Origin of the sequence: Rhodococcus sp. PvP016 (assembly GCF_017832185.1) — a bacterium.
Taxonomy (GTDB): domain Bacteria; phylum Actinomycetota; class Actinomycetes; order Mycobacteriales; family Mycobacteriaceae; genus Rhodococcoides.
The window spans coordinates 3382143-3397513 of record NZ_JAFIBH010000001.1 but is presented as its reverse complement, the minus strand read 5'-3'; the positions used below and the strand labels follow the sequence as shown (position 1 = coordinate 3397513).

Genomic DNA, 15371 nt, shown 5'->3' with positions numbered 1-15371 from the left:
GATCGGTGAAAGGGTGGGGCAGTGAATCAACAGACCGGGAACGACACCGACTTCGATCCGACCCTGTTCGAGCGCGTACTCCTCATCGGGGGTCAGTGGATCCCCGCCACCTCGGGCGAGACCCGCGACTGCATCGACCCCGCGACCGGTCGCGTTCTGGTGTCGGTCGACGAGGCCTCGCCGGACGACGCCCGCGCGGCCGTCGCGGCGGCCCGTGCCACCTTCGATCGCGGCGACTGGCCCGCCACCGCGGTCGCGGAACGCTGTGCGGTGCTCGACCGCGTGGCGGATCTCCTGCAGCGCGACAAGGAGCGACTGTCGGTCATCGAGACCCTCGACACCGGGAAGACGTTGGCGGAGAGCCGCATCGACATCGACGACGTCACCTCGGTGTTCCGGTACTACGCTCAGCTCGCCGCCGTCTCGAGCGATCGTCTCGTCGACGTGGGTAATCCGGCGGTCATCTCGCGCGTGGTGCACGAGCCGATCGGTGTCTGCGTGATGATCGCGCCCTGGAACTACCCACTGCTGCAGATCTCGTGGAAGATCGCGCCTGCGCTGGCTGCCGGCTGCACGATGGTGCTCAAGCCGAGCGAGGTCACCCCGCTGAGTACCATCGCGTTCACCCATCTGCTGGAGGAAGCGGGGGTGCCGGACGGTGTCGTCAATCTGCTGCAGGGCAGCGGCGCGACCATCGGGTCGGCGCTCACGGACAATGCGGACGTCGACTTCGTGTCGTTCACCGGTGGACTGGCGACCGGCAGCGCGATCCTCGCGAGTGCCGCTCCGCACGTGACCAAGGTGGCGGTGGAACTCGGGGGCAAGAATCCGCACATCGTGTTCGCGGACGCCGCCGGCGAGGACACGTTCGACGCCTCCGTCGACCAGGTGCTCACCGGCGTCTTCCTGCACTCCGGCCAGGTGTGTTCTGCCGGTACACGTCTCATCGTCGAGGACTCGGTGGCGGATCGGTTCGTCGACGAGATCGTGCGCCGCGCCGAAGCCATCCGGATGGGACCGGGAACGGACCCGGCCAGCGAGACGGGGCCACTGGTCTCCACGACCCAGCGCGACAAGATGGAGGCGTTCGTCGAGACCGCCGTCGCGGAGGGTGCAGTTCTGCGCACGGGCGGCCGCGCACCGTCCGATCCGGCTCTGGCGGACGGAAGTTACTTCCTGCCCACGGTGTTCGATCACTGCTCTCGTGAGATGGACATCGTGCAGCTCGAGACGTTCGGGCCCATACTGACCGTCGAACGGTTCACCACCGAGGCGGAGGCACTGCGACTGGGCAACGACACGGAGTACGGTCTCGCGGCCGGTGTGCGCACCACCGATCCCGAACGCGGCGAACGCATGGTGCGCGGGCTGCGACACGGAACCGTGTGGCTCAACGACTTCGGGTACTACACGGCCGCGGCCGAGTGGGGCGGTTTCAAGAAGTCGGGCAACGGGCGCGAACTCGGCCCCGCGGGACTCCACGAATACCAGGAGACCAAGCACATCTGGAACAACACCGCTGCACCTCGGGCGGAGTGGTTCGGCACCGGCGGGTAGGCCGGAGGCCGGTCGAGGATCAGCGGGTAGGCCGGAGGCCGGCCGGGGTCGGACGAGCTAGTTTCTTCCATTCTCACGTGAGCGAGGCGACATGGTGTCTTCCACTTCCGACGTCGAGGACGGCGGTCTCGGTGATTTCGGATACAAGGAATCGCTCGACCGCAGTCTGGGCAAGTTCGCGAGTTTCGCGGCCGGCGTCAGCTACATCTCGATCCTGACCGGCACGTTCCAGCTGTTCTACTTCGGATTCGGGTCCGCGGGCCCGGCCTATCTGTGGTCCTGGCCCATCGTCTTCGTCGGGCAGATGGCCGTGGCGCTGTGTTTCATGGAGCTCGCGGCCAAATATCCGGTGGCGGGATCGGTCTACAACTGGGCCAAGCTGCTCGGCAGCCGCATCGTCGGGTGGTCGTCGGGGTGGCTCATGCTCACCGCGTCGATCGTCACGTTGTCAGCGGTGGTGCTCGCCCTGCAGGTGAACCTGCCTCGATTGTGGTCCGGGTTCCAGTTGATCGGGGACGGCACGGGGGAGTACGACTACGCCACCAATGCCGTCGTTCTCGGCACCATCATGATCGCGTTCACGACGCTGGTGAACGCCGCGGGCATCCGGTTGATGGCGCGGATCAACAGCGCCGGCGTCTTCATCGAACTCGTCGCGGCCGTGCTCATCGCCGTGATCCTGGCATTCAACATCCAGCGCGGCCCGGAGATCTTCTTCTCCACCAACGGGTACGGGACCGAGGAGAGTGCCGGGTACCTGGGCGCGTTCCTCGTGGCCTCGCTGGCCTCGGGCTACGTGATGTACGGCTTCGACACGGCGAGCTCGCTCGGTGAGGAGACCGTCGAACCGCGGCGCACCGCCCCAAAGGCGATCCTGCGGGCCATTCTCGCGTCGTTCGTCATCGGCGGCGCCATCCTCGTGTTCGCCGTCATGGCGGCGCCGGATCTGAACGATCCCGAGCTGGGCACGCCGCAGGGTGGACTGCAGTCCATCGTCACCTCGGTGCTGTCCGGACCCCTGGGAACGGTGTTCCTGATCTGCATCCTGGTGGCCGTCACGGTGTGCTCGCTCGCGGTGCACACGGCGGCGATCCGCCTCACCTTCGCGATGGCGCGCGACAATGCGCTGCCGTTCGGCGAGCGGCTGGCCACCGTGCATCCGAAGTACCAGACGCCCGTGGTGCCCGCCGTCGTGATCGGTCTGCTCTCGATCCTGATCCTGGTGATCAACGTGGGGCAGCCCAAGATCTTCACGGTGCTCACATCGATCGCGATCATCATGATCTACCTGGCGTATCTGATGGTCACGGGACCGCTGCTGAAGAAGCGACTGAGGGGCGAGTGGCCGCCGAAGGACCTGAAGGAGGGTGGCTACTTCACGATGGGTCGCTGGGGTCTGCCCGTCAACATCTTCGCGGTGGTGTGGGGCGCCGGCATGGCGCTGAATCTGGCGTGGCCGCGCGAAGCCGTCTACGGGACACCCTGGTACAACACCTGGGGTGCCTTCGTCTACATCGGCGTCATCCTCGGGCTCGGATATCTGTGGTACTTCACCGTCGGTCGCGGACACATCGGTACGTTGACGTCACACGCAGCGACCACCACAGCGGGTACGGCGGAAGGCGAAAAAGTATGACGGACGCGATCTTCGATTACGTCATCGCGGGCGGCGGAACCGCGGGATGTGTTCTCGCCGCACGCCTCAGCGAGGATCCCACCGTGACCGTGTGTCTCGTCGAGGCGGGACCCACGGACGTGGGGAACGACGACATCCTGGTGCTCGACCGGTGGATGCACCTGCTCGACTCCGGCTACGACTGGGACTATCCCGTCGAGCCGCAGGAGCGCGGCAACAGCTTCATGCGCCATGCGCGGGCGAAGGTGTTGGGCGGCTGCTCGTCTCACAACTCGTGCATCGCGTTCCATCCACCGGCCGGGATCCTGGACGACTGGGAGGCCATGGGCGCCACGGGCTGGAACGCCGAGTCGATCCTCCCGTACGTCTCGCGCGTCACCGGACCGGTCACGCTGCGGGACGTTCCGCCCCTCGATCCGTGTGGTGCCGCCGTCCTCGAGTCCGCGGCCGGCGTGGGACTGCCGACCGTGCAGTTCAATCGCGGTGAGACGGTGCTCAACGGGGCCGGTTGGTTCCAGATCAACTCGTCCGACGACGGGTTGCGCATGTCCACATCGCACGCGTACCTGCATCCGATCATGGCGACGCGGCCCAATCTCGAGGTCCGCACGGGCTGCTGGGTCAGCGAGATCGTCATCGACGACTCGCTCACGGCCACCGGAGTGCGGTATCAGCGTCCCGATCTGACGGGGCACGACGTCGTCTCCGCGCGTCGCGAGGTCATCGTCACCGCGGGTGCGATCGACACCCCGAAACTGTTGATGCTGTCGGGAATCGGGCCCTCGGTGCACCTGCGCGAGATGGGGATTCCGGTGCGTGTCGACTCGGCGGGCGTCGGCGCGAACCTCGACGACCACGTCGAGGGCCTGGTGTTCTGGGAGGCGTCGAAGCCGATGGTCACCACGTCGTCGCAGTGGTGGGAGATCGGCCTGTTCGCCACGACCGAGGACGATCTGACCTACCCGGACGTGATGATGCACTACGGCAGCGTGCCGTTCGACATGAACACGCTGCGCTGGGGCTACCCCACCACGGACAACGGTTTCTGTCTGACTCCGAATGTGACACAGGGTCGTTCACGCGGAACCGTCCGACTGCGCTCACGGGATTTCCGTGATCGGGCCAAGGTCGACCCGCGGTACTTCACCGACAGCGAGGGGCACGACGACCGCGTGATGCTCGCCGGTCTCAAGCTCGCTCGACGCATCGCCGAGCAGCCGCAGCTGAAGGACTGGATCGCCCGCGAGTTGGCGCCGGGGCCGGACGCCGTCACCGACGACGATCTCCTCGACTACGTGCATCGCACCCACAACACCGTGTACCACCCGGCCGGCACCGCGAAGATGGGTGCCGCGTCGGATCCGATGGCGGTGCTCGATCCCGAGTTGCGCGTCAAGGGAGTGCACAACCTGCGGGTGGTCGATGCGTCGGCGATGCCGAAGCTGCCGGCGGTGAACCCGAACATCACGGTGATGACGATGGCGGAACGGTGTGCCGACCTCGTCACCGGCTGACACGCTCGCAGAATTTCTCGCCGGTCACTCTCCGTTCGACTCGCTGACCAGGAGCGAGCTCACCGATCTGGCGGCGACGGCGTCCACCGCCGAGTACGCGGCGGGCGATGTCGTGGTGGGGCCGGGTGTCGACGACATCGACGCGGTGTGGGTGGTGTGGTCCGGCAGCGTCGACCTGCTGCACCCTGACGACGTCGACGGCGCCGCGCCGCTCGACACCATCGAGCCGGGTGGGCTGTTCGGATTCTCGGCCATGCTCGTCGGTCTGCGCACGACCTTCACGGCCACCGCGGCGCGGCCGTCGGTCGTCGTGCGCCTGCCGGGTCCGTCCGTGCGACCGGTGTTCGCGAGCACTGCGGGCGTGACATACCTGGCTCGCACGATCGCGCAGTCCTTCGGCGGCCGATCGATCGCCTCACCGAGTCCCGACGGCTCCGGCCTGTCGTCGGCGCCCGGCGGCACCGCGGCCGCCCTCGTGCGTCGTGCGGCGGCGACCGTGGACGCCGACACCTCGATCCGCGACGCCGTCTGCCTGATGACGGAGCGCGGGTCGTCGTGCGTGGTGATCCCGACGACGCGGGGCCGGTACGGCATCTTCACCGATCGAGACCTGCGGACGCGGGTGGTCGCCGCGGGTGTGCCGGTGGACACGCGGATCGGATCCGTCATGACAGCGCCGGCGGCCGTGGTCGACGCGGACCGGACGCCCGCCGGCGTCCTGCTCGAGATGTTGGAGCTCGGCGTTCAACACATGCCGGTCGTCGATGTCCGGGGCGGTCTGGTCGGTGTCCTCGAGAGCGCCGATCTGCTGGCCAACTCGACGACCCGGAGCTTCACGTTGCGTCGACACGTCGAGGCCGCCGTGTCCACCGACGCGTTGATCGAGGTGAGTGCGGGTCTGCGTCCGCTGATCGTGGACCTGTGGCGCACCGGGACCACCGCGGGGGCCGCGTCCGGGATCCTGTCCGTGGTGGTGGACGCCCTCGTCCGTCGTGCCCTGGAGCTGGCGATCGCGGCATCGCCGACTCAACTGCGCGGCCGGGATCTCGCGTGGTTGTCGCTGGGGAGTGTCGGACGACGGGAGGCGATGCCGTCGTCCGATGTGGACAGCGCACTGTCCTGGAGCGACGGTCTCGTCGGCCGCGAGGAGGCGCTCCGCGACCTCGCCCGCGCCGTGCACCGCACGCTCGACGCCTGCGGACTGCCCGCCGACACCAACAACGCGATCGCGTCCAGCCCTCGCTTCGCCCGATCGGCCTCCGCGTGGCGCGCGGCCGCGAGCGGCTGGCTCGACGACCCCCTCGGCGATCGCGGCATCGTCATGTCCTCGCTCCTGGTCGACGGCCGGGTGGTGTGGGGCGATCCCGATCTCCACTCGGTTCCGGACGCCTACCGCGAGATGGCCGTCGAGCATCCCGAGGCTCTGCGACTCCAGCTCCGCGATGCGCTGGCCACCCGCGCCCGGGTGCGGTCGGTGCGCGACGTGCTCGCGCGGCGCGGCACGACGGTGGATCTCAAGTCGCACGCGGTGTCGCCGATCGTGAACCTGGCGCGGTGGGGCGGTATGAGCGTCGGCGTCGCCTGTGCGTCGACACCCGCCCGGCTGACCGCGGCGGCCGGCAACGGGTTGCTGTCGGAACCCGATTCACGCGTGCTCGTCGATGTATTCGAGCGACTGCAGCACCTGCGCTTCGGACATCAGGTGGACTGCCTGAGCGACGGGCGCACCCCGACCGACGTCGTGGCCCTCGGTGAGCTGTCGCCCCTCGAACGCAGCATGGTGATGGACGCGATCCGGGAGATCGCGTCGGTCCAGCGCAGGGTGGGCCACGTGGCGTCCACAGTGGGTGTGCCCGTACCCCGCGCGGTGCGTGACCGCTGAGATTCGGTGCCGGATAGAATCGGACACCATCATGGCTTCTTCCGAGATCTCCGTTTCCGACACGTCCGGCACCGACGACGGCGACGACGCGGGGAGAGCGGTGACGCGCGGCAGCGCGGTGCAGTCGGTCGACCGCGCTCTCGAGGTCCTCGAGATCGTCGCTCGACTCGGGACGGCCGGTGTCACGGCCATCGCCGACGAACTCGGGGTGCACAAGTCCACCGTCTCGCGGCTACTGGGGGTGTTGGATGCCCGCGGCTTCGTGGAGCAGGTGGGTGAACGGGGCAAGTACCGACTGGGGTTCACCATCGTCCGCCTCGCCGGGTCCGCGACGGCCGAACGCGACCTCGCGAAGGCAGCGCAGGGCATCTGCGACCTGTTGGCCGAGAAGGTGGGGGAGACCACCAACGTCGCGGTGCTCGACGAGGACCGCGCGGTGAACATCGTGAAGGCTCGGTCGGAGTCCGAGGTCGCGCTGCGTACGTGGGTGGGCCAGGGCAGCCCGGTCCACGCCACGTCGAGCGGGAAGATCCTCCTCAGCGGACTGCCGCGGGACGAGGTACGTCGGCGGCTCCCGTCCCGGTTGGACTCCTTCACGGAGACCACGGTGACCTCGCTGACCGCGCTGGAACAGGAACTCGAGGCGGTGCGCTCGCGCGGCTGGGCCTCGGTGCGCGAGGAGCTCGAGATCGGGCTGAACGCTGTGTCCGCGCCCGTTCGTGATCACACGGGGGACGTCGTGGCCGCCCTCAGTGTCTCGGGTCCGGCCTACCGGCTCGAATCGGACGACTTCGCGTCCGTCGCTGCGGACGCGATGAGTGCCGCTCTCGAGATCAGTCGCAGGCTGGGTTACGGCGGCGACTGACGTCGTGACTGTTCACCAGGTCCGTGGTGATGTTGACGAGGACAAACATACTTCAGGTATGGTTACGGAGTCCTTGACCTGATCGCCGGTGATTTCCTCGGCAGTTGGCGGTGTTGCGGTATGACCGTTCTCCACTCGCGTGGTGTGCCCGACGCGCCGTCGTCCGTGCTCGAGAGCGGTGTCGTCGCAGCGATCGACGCGGTGGCTCGGCGGAACCCGTCGAGTCTCGCGCTGGTCTCACCCTCCGAGTCGATCTCCTACGGCGAGCTCGCCGTGGCCGGCAGGAACCGCGGCGCCGCGCTGCGCCGTGCCCACGCCGGCGATCGCGTCCCGCTCGCCGTCCTCGCCGACGGCTCGGTCGACGCGGTCACCTCCGTCCTGGCCGTCCTCGCATCCGGGCATCCCCTGTTCGCCGTCGACGCGGAACTTCCCGACGTGCTCCGCGCGCACGCCTCCGCAGCCGTCGGCGCCGTACCGGCCGCGTCGGTGACGTTCGATGCTCGTCGCGACGCCGTCGTGCATCACGACGGTGTCTGGTGGGAGTCGCCCGCCTGGGATCAGGGCCTCACCGAAGCCGGCCGACCCACCGCACTCGACGCCTGGCGGCCCGCCCTCGTCGCGCTCGGTCCGGGTGCGACCGGACGCGTGACCGTCACGCACGAGGAGTTGGCCGCGTCGGTGTCCGATCTCGCCGTCCGTGCGGGTCTCGCGCCCGGCACTCTCTTCGACCTGTCCCACCCGTCGGCCTCGGTCGCGGGTCTCGTGGGACTGCTGGCCGGTCTGGTCGCCGGCTGCACCGTCAGCGCGCCGGGACGGGGATTTCCCGCGTCGGTGTGATGCCCGGCCCGGCGGCGCGATGCACGTCCGCGCCCGTCGGGGCACACTGTGGCGGTGACCGACGCCGCAGATCAGCCTGCACACCCGACCGTCGAGCACTCTCGGCTCGCCGAATCGCCCGGAGCGCAGAGCGCCTGGCGTACCTGGGGCCCGTATCTCGCGGGCCGTCAGTGGGGCACCGTGCGCGAGGACTACTCCGAGGACGGCAACGCCTGGGAATCCTTCCCGTTCGACCACGCACGCTCGCGCGCCTATCGGTGGGGCGAGGACGGCCTCGGGGGCATCTGCGACCGCTTCGGCTTCCTCAACTTCTCGGTGGCCCTGTGGAATCGGCGCGATCCCATCCTCAAGGAGCGGCTGTTCGGACTCACCAACGGTGAGGGCAATCACGGCGAGGACGCCAAGGAGTACTGGTGGGCGCTCGACGGAACGCCCACCCACAGCTGGATGACCTGGCTCTACCGTTACCCGCAGGCCGAGTACCCCTACGAGGGGCTGCGTGAGGCGAGCCGCGCGCGGACGCGCATGGACCGCGAGTTCGAACTGGCCGACACCGGAGTGCTGGACGAGAACCGGTTCTTCGACGTGGTCGTCACCTACGCCAAGGCGTCGCCCGACGACGTGTGCATCGTCGTCGATGTCACCAATCACGGGCCCGAGGCCGCATCGGTGGACGTGGTGCCGCACCTGTGGCTGCGCAACACGTGGTCCTGGGGACGCGACGATCGCACCGCCTCCATCGTCGACGTCACGGCGGACGCGCTTCCCGGTGACATGGCCGTGGTGCGTGCGGAGCACGGTTTCCTCGGCCGGTACCACCTCGCCGCGCAGGGTGACGCGCGGGTGTTGTTCTGCGACAACGAGACCAATGCGGTGGAGCTGTTCGGCGCTCCGGAGAATCTCTCGGCCTGGACGAAGGACGGCATCGGGCGGCGCATCGTCGAGGGCGACGAGTCGGCCGTCAATCCGGACGGCACGGGGACGAAGAGTGCGTTCTGGTACTCGCTCGACGACGTGGCGCCCGGCGAGACCCGCAGCATCCGTCTCCGGTTGAGCACCGCGGTGCCGGACTCCTTCACGTTCGGTCCCGGCTTCGACGCGGTCCTCGCCGACCGACGGTACGAGGCGGACCAGTTCTACGACCACGTCATCGGCCCGGATCTGTCCGCCGCCGACCGCCACGTCGCACGCCGCGCGTACGCCGGCCTGCTGTGGTGCAAACAGCTCTACCGCTACGACGTACGCGAGTGGGCGCAGGGTGATCCGGTGGGAGCCTCGGCGCCGCAGTCGCGACTCGACGCGACGGCCCGCAACCATGCCTGGTCGCACTTCTCGCTCGCGGACGTCGTCTCCATGCCGGACGAGTGGGAGTACCCGTGGTTCGCCGCATGGGATCTCGCCTTCCACACCATTCCGCTGGCGCACGTCGACCCGGACTTCGCCAAGGAACAGCTCGTGCTCATGTGTCGCGAGTGGGCGATGCACCCCAACGGTCAACTGCCCGCGTACGAATGGGAGTTCGGGGACGTCAACCCGCCGGTCCACGCCTGGGCGGTGTGGCAGGTCTACCGCATCGACGGACACCGCGACCGTGAGTTCCTGGTCCGGGTGTTCACCAAGCTGCTGTTGAACTTCTCGTGGTGGGTCAACCGCAAGGACGCGGGCGGCTCCAACATCTTCGAGGGCGGCTTCCTCGGGATGGACAACATCGGCATGTTCAACCGCTCGGAACCACTGCCTCCCGGATTCCGACTCGAGCAGTCCGATGCGACCAGCTGGATGGCGTTCTACTGCCAGCAGATGTTCAAGATCGCGATCGAACTGGCACGCCACGACTCCGCCTGGGACGACGTCGCGACGAAGTTCTTCGCGCACTTCCTGTCCATCGCGGAGGCCGTCGGATCCTTCGGATCGGCGCAGATGTCGCTGTGGCACGAGGAGGACGGGTTCTTCTACGACGTCCTCGCCCCACCACACGGTGACGCGGTGCCGTTGCGGGTGCGCTCGATGGTGGGCCTCCTGCCGATCCTGGGGGCCACCGAGATCCCCTCGTGGGTGCCGAAGGAGTGTCCGGACCTGACCTCCCGGTTGCGGTGGCTGCAGCACCGGAGACCGGACCTGGTGTCCCCGATGATGTCGCGCAACGACAACGGCACCTGGCGCATGCTGCTCGCCCTCGTGGATCCCGATCGGCTGCGGCGCATCCTCGAGCGCATGTTCGACAGCGACGAGTTCCTGTCGTCCTTCGGCATCCGGTCGCTGTCCGCGTCCTACCGCGACGGCGTCACGATGGAAATCGAGGGCCGATCGCTGTCCATCGAGTACGAGCCGGGGGAGTCCCGCACGTCGATGTTCGGCGGGAACTCGAACTGGCGTGGCCCGGTGTGGTTCCCGGTCAACGTGCTGCTCGCCGACAAGCTCCGCGCCTACGGTCGCTACTTCGGCGACACGTTCACCATCGAGATCCCCACCGGGTCCGGCGTGCAGCACACCCTGGTCGAGGCCGCAGAGATTATCGAGAACGGCCTCGCGGACCTGTTCCGGGTGCGGGGATCCGGGCGGCCGTCGGACGGCGATCGCATCGAGTCCTCGGACGATCCGCTGTGGGCCGAGCACCCGACCTTCAGCGAGTACTTCGACGGGGACACCGGTGAGGGGCTCGGCGCCAGCCATCAGACGGGCTGGACGGCGCTGGTCGCGCATCTTCTCAATCCCAGAGTGCCGCAACCGCCGACGCCGCCGGGTTAACGTGGCGGCATGAAGATTCGCGGAGCTGTCCTGGAAGAGATCGGCCGTTCGCGGCCGTTCGCGGAGTCGCGTCCCCTGACGGTGTCCGAGCTCGAGCTCGATCCTCCCGGCGAGGGGGAGATCCTCGTACGCATCGAGGCGGCAGGACTGTGCCACTCGGACCTGTCGGTCGTCGACGGCAACCGCGTACGGCCCGTCCCGATGCTGCTGGGGCACGAGGCCGCCGGCATCGTCGAGGGCGTCGGTCCGGGGGTCGACCTCGCGCTCGGCACGCGCGTGGTGATGACCTTCCTGCCTCGATGCGGTGAGTGCTCGGGGTGCCGGTCGAACGGGCGCACACCGTGCATCCCCGGCAGCGCGGCCAACAACGCCGGCACTCTGCTCGGCGGAGACGTGCGGCTGCGCCGCGACGGCGTCGAGGTCAAGCACCACCTCGGGGTGTCCGGTTTCGCGACGCACACGGTGGTGGACCGCCGGTCGGTGGTTCCCGTGGGCGACGACGTCCCGCCGGCCGTCGCCGCGGTGCTCGGGTGCGCGGTGCTCACCGGCGGCGGCGCACTGCTGAACGCCGCGTCCCCCACCGAGGGCGACACCATCATGGTGGTCGGGCTCGGCGGAGTGGGCATGGCCGCGGTGCTCACCGCGGCCTCGCTCGGACTGGGCGACGTCATCGGGGTCGACTCGATGCCGGAGAAGCTGGAGACGGCGCGCGAGTTGGGCGCCACGTCCGTCTACACCCCGCAGGAACTGGCCGAGTCCGGCGTGCGTGCCCAGATCGTCGTGGAGGCCGCCGGCAACGCGCGCGCCTTCGAGACCGCGCTCGCTGCCACGGCGCCGGGCGGCACCACCGTGACGGTGGGCCTGCCGTCGCCGGACGCCCGCGCGTCGATCTCGCCCCTCACGCTCGTGGCCGAGGCGCGCACCATCGTCGGGAGCTACCTCGGGTCCGCCGTTCCCGAACGGGACATCCCGACCTACGAGCAGATGTGGCGCGAGGGCCGCTTCCCGGTGGAGAAACTGGTGTCCTCGCGCATCACTCTCGACGGGATCAACCAGGCGATGGACGAGCTGGCGGACGGCAAGGCGATTCGTCAGGTCATCGAGTTCGACCACTAGGCTGTCCCCGACGGTTCCAGGTGAGGGGTGAACAGGTGACAGAGGCGATACGTGTCGGAGTGCTCGGCGCGGCCGGCAAGGTCGGCCAGGCGGTGTGCGAGGCCGTCGAGGCCGCAGCCGACACGGAGCTCGTCGCTCGCGTGGACAAGGACGACCGGCTCGAGACGTTCGCGGAGAACGGCGCGCAGGTCGTGGTCGACTTCACGCACCCCAGTGTCGTCATGGACAACCTGCAGTACCTGATCGGCGCCGGGATCCATGCCGTCGTGGGCACCACCGGGTTCGACGACGAGCGACTCGATCAGGTGCGGTCCTGGCTCGCGGACTCGCCCGCGACCGGAGTGCTCATCGCTCCCAACTTCGCCATCGGCGCCGTGCTCTCGATGGCGTTCGCCCAGCAGGCGGCACGCTTCTTCGACTCGGTCGAGGTGATCGAGCTGCACCACCCGAACAAGGCCGACGCGCCGTCCGGCACCGCGTACCGCACGGCGGCGCTCATCGCGGACGCTCGGCGCGCGGCGGGTGTGGGCCCGAGCCCCGACGCGACCACCACCGAACTCGACGGTGCGCGCGGCGCCGACGTCGACGGTGTGCGTGTGCACTCCGTGCGCCTCGCCGGTCTGGTGGCGCACCAGGAGGTGCTCCTGGGAACGCAGGGCGAGACTCTCACCATCCGGCACGACTCGATCGACCGCACCTCCTTCACTCCCGGTGTGCTGCTGGGTGTCCGGTCCATCGCGGCGCGGCCCGGGTTGACGCTGGGCATCGAACCGCTGATGGATCTGTGATGAGCAAGTATTCGCGAGTGGTCGCGATCATCGCCGTGATGGTGGTGGTTCTCGGCGTCTACTTCGTCATTCTGGGCGGGCGCGGGATCGACTTCATCAAGCTCGGCGGACCGGTGAACATCGGGTTGGGTATCGGTGTGCTGATCCTTCCGCTGCTGGGCCTGTGGATCGTGGCGGCAACGCTGCGAGCGGGTTTCCGGCACCAGCACCTCGCCCGTCGGATCCACGACGAGAATCTCGAGCTGGACGTCGAGGACCTTCCGCGTTTGCCGTCCGGACGCATCGAGCGCGGCGCGGCGGATTCGCTCTTCGCGGACGTCAAGGATGAGTACGAGAAGTCGCCCGACGACTGGCGCACGAACTACCGTCTCGCCCGCGCGTACGACTACGCGGGCGATCGCGGGCGCGCACGCGAGATCATGCGGCGCGCTGTGGAACTCGAGCGCATCGAGAGCGCGTGACCGTTCTGCTGGTGGTGCACCACACGGTGTCGCCGCCCATGGCGGAGATGCTCGAGGCGGTGCTGGCCGGCGCGCGGGATCCCGACATCGAGGGTGTCGACGTCCGAGTGCGTCCCGCCCTGGGTGCCACGATCACCGATGTGGTCGACGCGGACGGCATCCTCCTCGGCACTCCCGCGAACTTCGGGTACATGTCCGGTGCCCTCAAGCATTTCCTCGACACGGTGTACTACCCGACACTCGGGTCGATGAACGGAAAGCCCTGGGGCGCCTGGGTGTACGGCAACAACGACACCGCGGGCGCGGTCCGCGCACTGACGAGCATCGTGAGCGGATGGGGCCTCGAGCCGGCGGCGGCGCCCGTCGAGGTGACCGGGTTCGACGCCTCTGCGCGGGAACGGCTCGTCGAACTCGGTGGCACGCTGGCCGCGACGATCATGCCTGCCTGATCACTCCGGAAGGGTCAGAGGCGAGGCGGGATCCGGCGCGCTCTCGACGAAGGCCGGCGGATTCGCCGTGTCGAACGTGGTGGGCAGGGTCGCGCACGTCGCGCCGGGCTCCGGAAAAGTGTTCGGATTCAGACGCAGTGCCGAGACGAAGCGGTCGATGCGCTCGTCGTCGCTGCTCGCCACTGCCAGGCGATGCCCCCACGACTGCAGCGAGATTCGACGATCCATGCCCGGATACGGCGACATCATCAGGTACGGCTCGCCCTCCACCCGCGCGGCCAGCGCTGCGATCTCGCCGTCGTCGAGCGCTGCGGGGTCGTACGCGATCCACACGGCACCGTGTTCGAGGGAGTGCACCATGTTCTCGGTGCGCACGGCCTCCGGATAGACCACGCCGGTGCACGTCGCCCACGCGTTGTCGTGTCGACCACCCATCGGCGGTGAGACGGTGTACGCCACACGGTAGTTCGGCAGGACATGATAGGCGGGTGGGAAGTCGATCACCTCGATGCCGTCGAGCGCGAGTGAAGGATCGGGATTGTCGGCGGTGGGCACCCACGCGTCGGCCGTCGGACGACCCTCGACAGCCCTGCCGCAGCCCCCGGCGAGGAGGGCGGCCGTCAGGATCAGGGGAACGAGCGCCGACCGATGCATGACCCGAGAGTATCCGTCCGGCCGCACCGTTCCCGCTCGTCAGCCGTTCCGCACCACTGCGACGACGAACACGCGTCGGAACGGGAAGAACGTGGTCCCGTCGGGACGTGCCGGGTAGGCGTCGGCCAACAGCGGAGCGAGGTCGTCGCGGAACTCGGCCCGACCCTCCTCGTCCAGGAGGTCGAAGATCGGGGTGAGAGCGGTACCGGAGACCCAGTCGAGAACAGGTCGGGCTCCCCGGAGTTGCTGGACGTACGTGGTCTCCCAGGCGTCCACGGCGCAACCCCGCGCGGCCAGCAGGTCGGCGTACTGATCGGGATCGTCCACGGCGTTCGCGTGCCGCAGCTCGAGAGCGGGAAGTCGCGGTGCCCAGGCGCCCGATGTCGCGAGGTCCCGGATGATGCGGTGCGACGGCGCATCGAAGTTGCCGGGCATCTGCACGGCGATCACGGCACCGTCCGGCAACTGGCCGGGCCAGCGCGCCAGCAGTTCCCGGTGTTCGGGCACCCACTGCAGAGTCGCATTGGAGACGACGACGTCGGTGTCGGAGGACGGCGCCCAGTCCCGTACGTCGAGCACGGTGGCGTCCAGACCGGCAGCGCGCGCGGCCGCGACCATGTCCGGCGAGTTGTCCGACGCCTCGACGACGGCGTCCGGCCAGCGGTCCGCCAGCAACGCCGTCGCATTGCCCGGGCCGCAGCCGAGATCGGCGACGCGCCGGGGACTCTCGGTGGCGATGCGTGCGAGCAGCTCCCGGAACGGGCGGGTGCGCTCATCGGCGAAGGTGAGGTAGTCGGACGGGCTCCACATGATGGCTCCTTCGACGGACCGGCAAACAGTACGCTTGTACTGTTAAGCACGCTA

General features: G+C 68.7%; 13 protein-coding genes. 11 read left to right on the top strand and 2 right to left on the bottom strand.

Annotated features, from left to right (window positions below):
* The first annotated feature begins 21 nt into the window (after positions 1 to 21).
* From JOE30_RS15810 to JOE30_RS15760, 11 genes are all read left to right on the top strand, one after another.
* On the top strand, positions 22 to 1557 hold the full coding sequence (locus JOE30_RS15810) for an aldehyde dehydrogenase family protein (protein ID WP_204867767.1): 1536 nt from the start codon (positions 22 to 24) through the stop codon (positions 1555 to 1557).
* 91 nt (positions 1558 to 1648) lie between these two features.
* Complete coding sequence (locus tag JOE30_RS15805; protein ID WP_204867766.1) at positions 1649 to 3193, top strand: APC family permease; 1545 nt, start codon at positions 1649 to 1651, stop codon at positions 3191 to 3193.
* Positions 3190 to 4707: a GMC family oxidoreductase gene (locus JOE30_RS15800; protein WP_204867765.1), complete on the top strand. Its 1518-nt coding sequence runs from the start codon at positions 3190 to 3192 to the stop codon at positions 4705 to 4707. The genes JOE30_RS15805 and JOE30_RS15800 overlap by 4 nt, the downstream gene beginning before the upstream one ends.
* Positions 4685 to 6589, top strand: a complete 1905-nt coding sequence (locus JOE30_RS15795; RefSeq protein ID WP_204867764.1) for a putative nucleotidyltransferase substrate binding domain-containing protein — start codon at positions 4685 to 4687, stop codon at positions 6587 to 6589. Before JOE30_RS15800 ends, JOE30_RS15795 begins: the two co-directional genes overlap by 23 nt.
* A gap of 31 nt (positions 6590 to 6620) precedes the next feature.
* Positions 6621 to 7454 (top strand): IclR family transcriptional regulator, encoded by an 834-nt coding sequence (locus JOE30_RS15790; RefSeq protein WP_204867763.1) that lies wholly within the window; start codon positions 6621 to 6623, stop codon positions 7452 to 7454.
* A 120-nt stretch (positions 7455 to 7574) separates the two neighbouring features.
* A complete protein-coding gene (locus tag JOE30_RS15785; protein WP_204867762.1) occupies positions 7575 to 8291 on the top strand; it encodes an AMP-binding protein in 717 nt (238 codons plus the stop codon).
* A 54-nt stretch (positions 8292 to 8345) separates the two neighbouring features.
* Entirely contained in the window at positions 8346 to 11039 is a 2694-nt protein-coding gene (locus JOE30_RS15780; RefSeq protein ID WP_204867761.1) for a glucosidase, read from the top strand.
* Between the two features lie 9 nt (positions 11040 to 11048).
* The gene (locus JOE30_RS15775; RefSeq protein ID WP_204867760.1) at positions 11049 to 12155 is read left to right on the top strand and encodes a zinc-binding dehydrogenase; all 1107 of its coding nucleotides are present in this window, start codon (positions 11049 to 11051) and stop codon (positions 12153 to 12155) included.
* 35 nt (positions 12156 to 12190) lie between these two features.
* Positions 12191 to 12943 carry a 4-hydroxy-tetrahydrodipicolinate reductase gene (gene dapB / locus JOE30_RS15770; RefSeq protein ID WP_027505103.1) on the top strand — a complete coding sequence of 251 codons (753 nt, stop codon included), beginning with the start codon at positions 12191 to 12193 and terminating at the stop codon, positions 12941 to 12943.
* Positions 12943 to 13404 (top strand): hypothetical protein, encoded by a 462-nt coding sequence (locus JOE30_RS15765; protein ID WP_204867759.1) that lies wholly within the window; start codon positions 12943 to 12945, stop codon positions 13402 to 13404. The genes dapB and JOE30_RS15765 overlap by 1 nt, the downstream gene beginning before the upstream one ends.
* Entirely contained in the window at positions 13401 to 13853 is a 453-nt protein-coding gene (locus JOE30_RS15760; protein ID WP_307806195.1) for an NAD(P)H-dependent oxidoreductase, read from the top strand. The genes JOE30_RS15765 and JOE30_RS15760 overlap by 4 nt, the downstream gene beginning before the upstream one ends.
* On the opposite strand, the gene JOE30_RS15755 is transcribed toward JOE30_RS15760, so the two are convergent.
* Complete coding sequence (locus tag JOE30_RS15755; protein ID WP_204867758.1) at positions 13854 to 14507, bottom strand: DUF3105 domain-containing protein; 654 nt, start codon at positions 14505 to 14507, stop codon at positions 13854 to 13856.
* A 39-nt stretch (positions 14508 to 14546) separates the two neighbouring features.
* The gene (locus JOE30_RS15750; RefSeq protein WP_204867756.1) at positions 14547 to 15317 is read right to left on the bottom strand and encodes a trans-aconitate 2-methyltransferase; all 771 of its coding nucleotides are present in this window, start codon (positions 15315 to 15317) and stop codon (positions 14547 to 14549) included.
* Between the last annotated feature and the right edge of the window lie 54 nt (positions 15318 to 15371).

Coding starts and splice junctions, on each gene's coding strand:
- JOE30_RS15755 (WP_204867758.1), bottom strand. CDS start 14,507: ATGCATCGGTCGGCGCTCGTTCCCCTGATCCTGACGGCCGCCCTCCTC.
- JOE30_RS15765 (WP_204867759.1), top strand. CDS start 12,943: ATGAGCAAGTATTCGCGAGTGGTCGCGATCATCGCCGTGATGGTGGTG.
- JOE30_RS15800 (WP_204867765.1), top strand. CDS start 3,190: ATGACGGACGCGATCTTCGATTACGTCATCGCGGGCGGCGGAACCGCG.
- JOE30_RS15775 (WP_204867760.1), top strand. CDS start 11,049: ATGAAGATTCGCGGAGCTGTCCTGGAAGAGATCGGCCGTTCGCGGCCG.
- JOE30_RS15785 (WP_204867762.1), top strand. CDS start 7,575: ATGACCGTTCTCCACTCGCGTGGTGTGCCCGACGCGCCGTCGTCCGTG.
- JOE30_RS15805 (WP_204867766.1), top strand. CDS start 1,649: ATGGTGTCTTCCACTTCCGACGTCGAGGACGGCGGTCTCGGTGATTTC.
- JOE30_RS15790 (WP_204867763.1), top strand. CDS start 6,621: ATGGCTTCTTCCGAGATCTCCGTTTCCGACACGTCCGGCACCGACGAC.
- JOE30_RS15750 (WP_204867756.1), bottom strand. CDS start 15,317: ATGTGGAGCCCGTCCGACTACCTCACCTTCGCCGATGAGCGCACCCGC.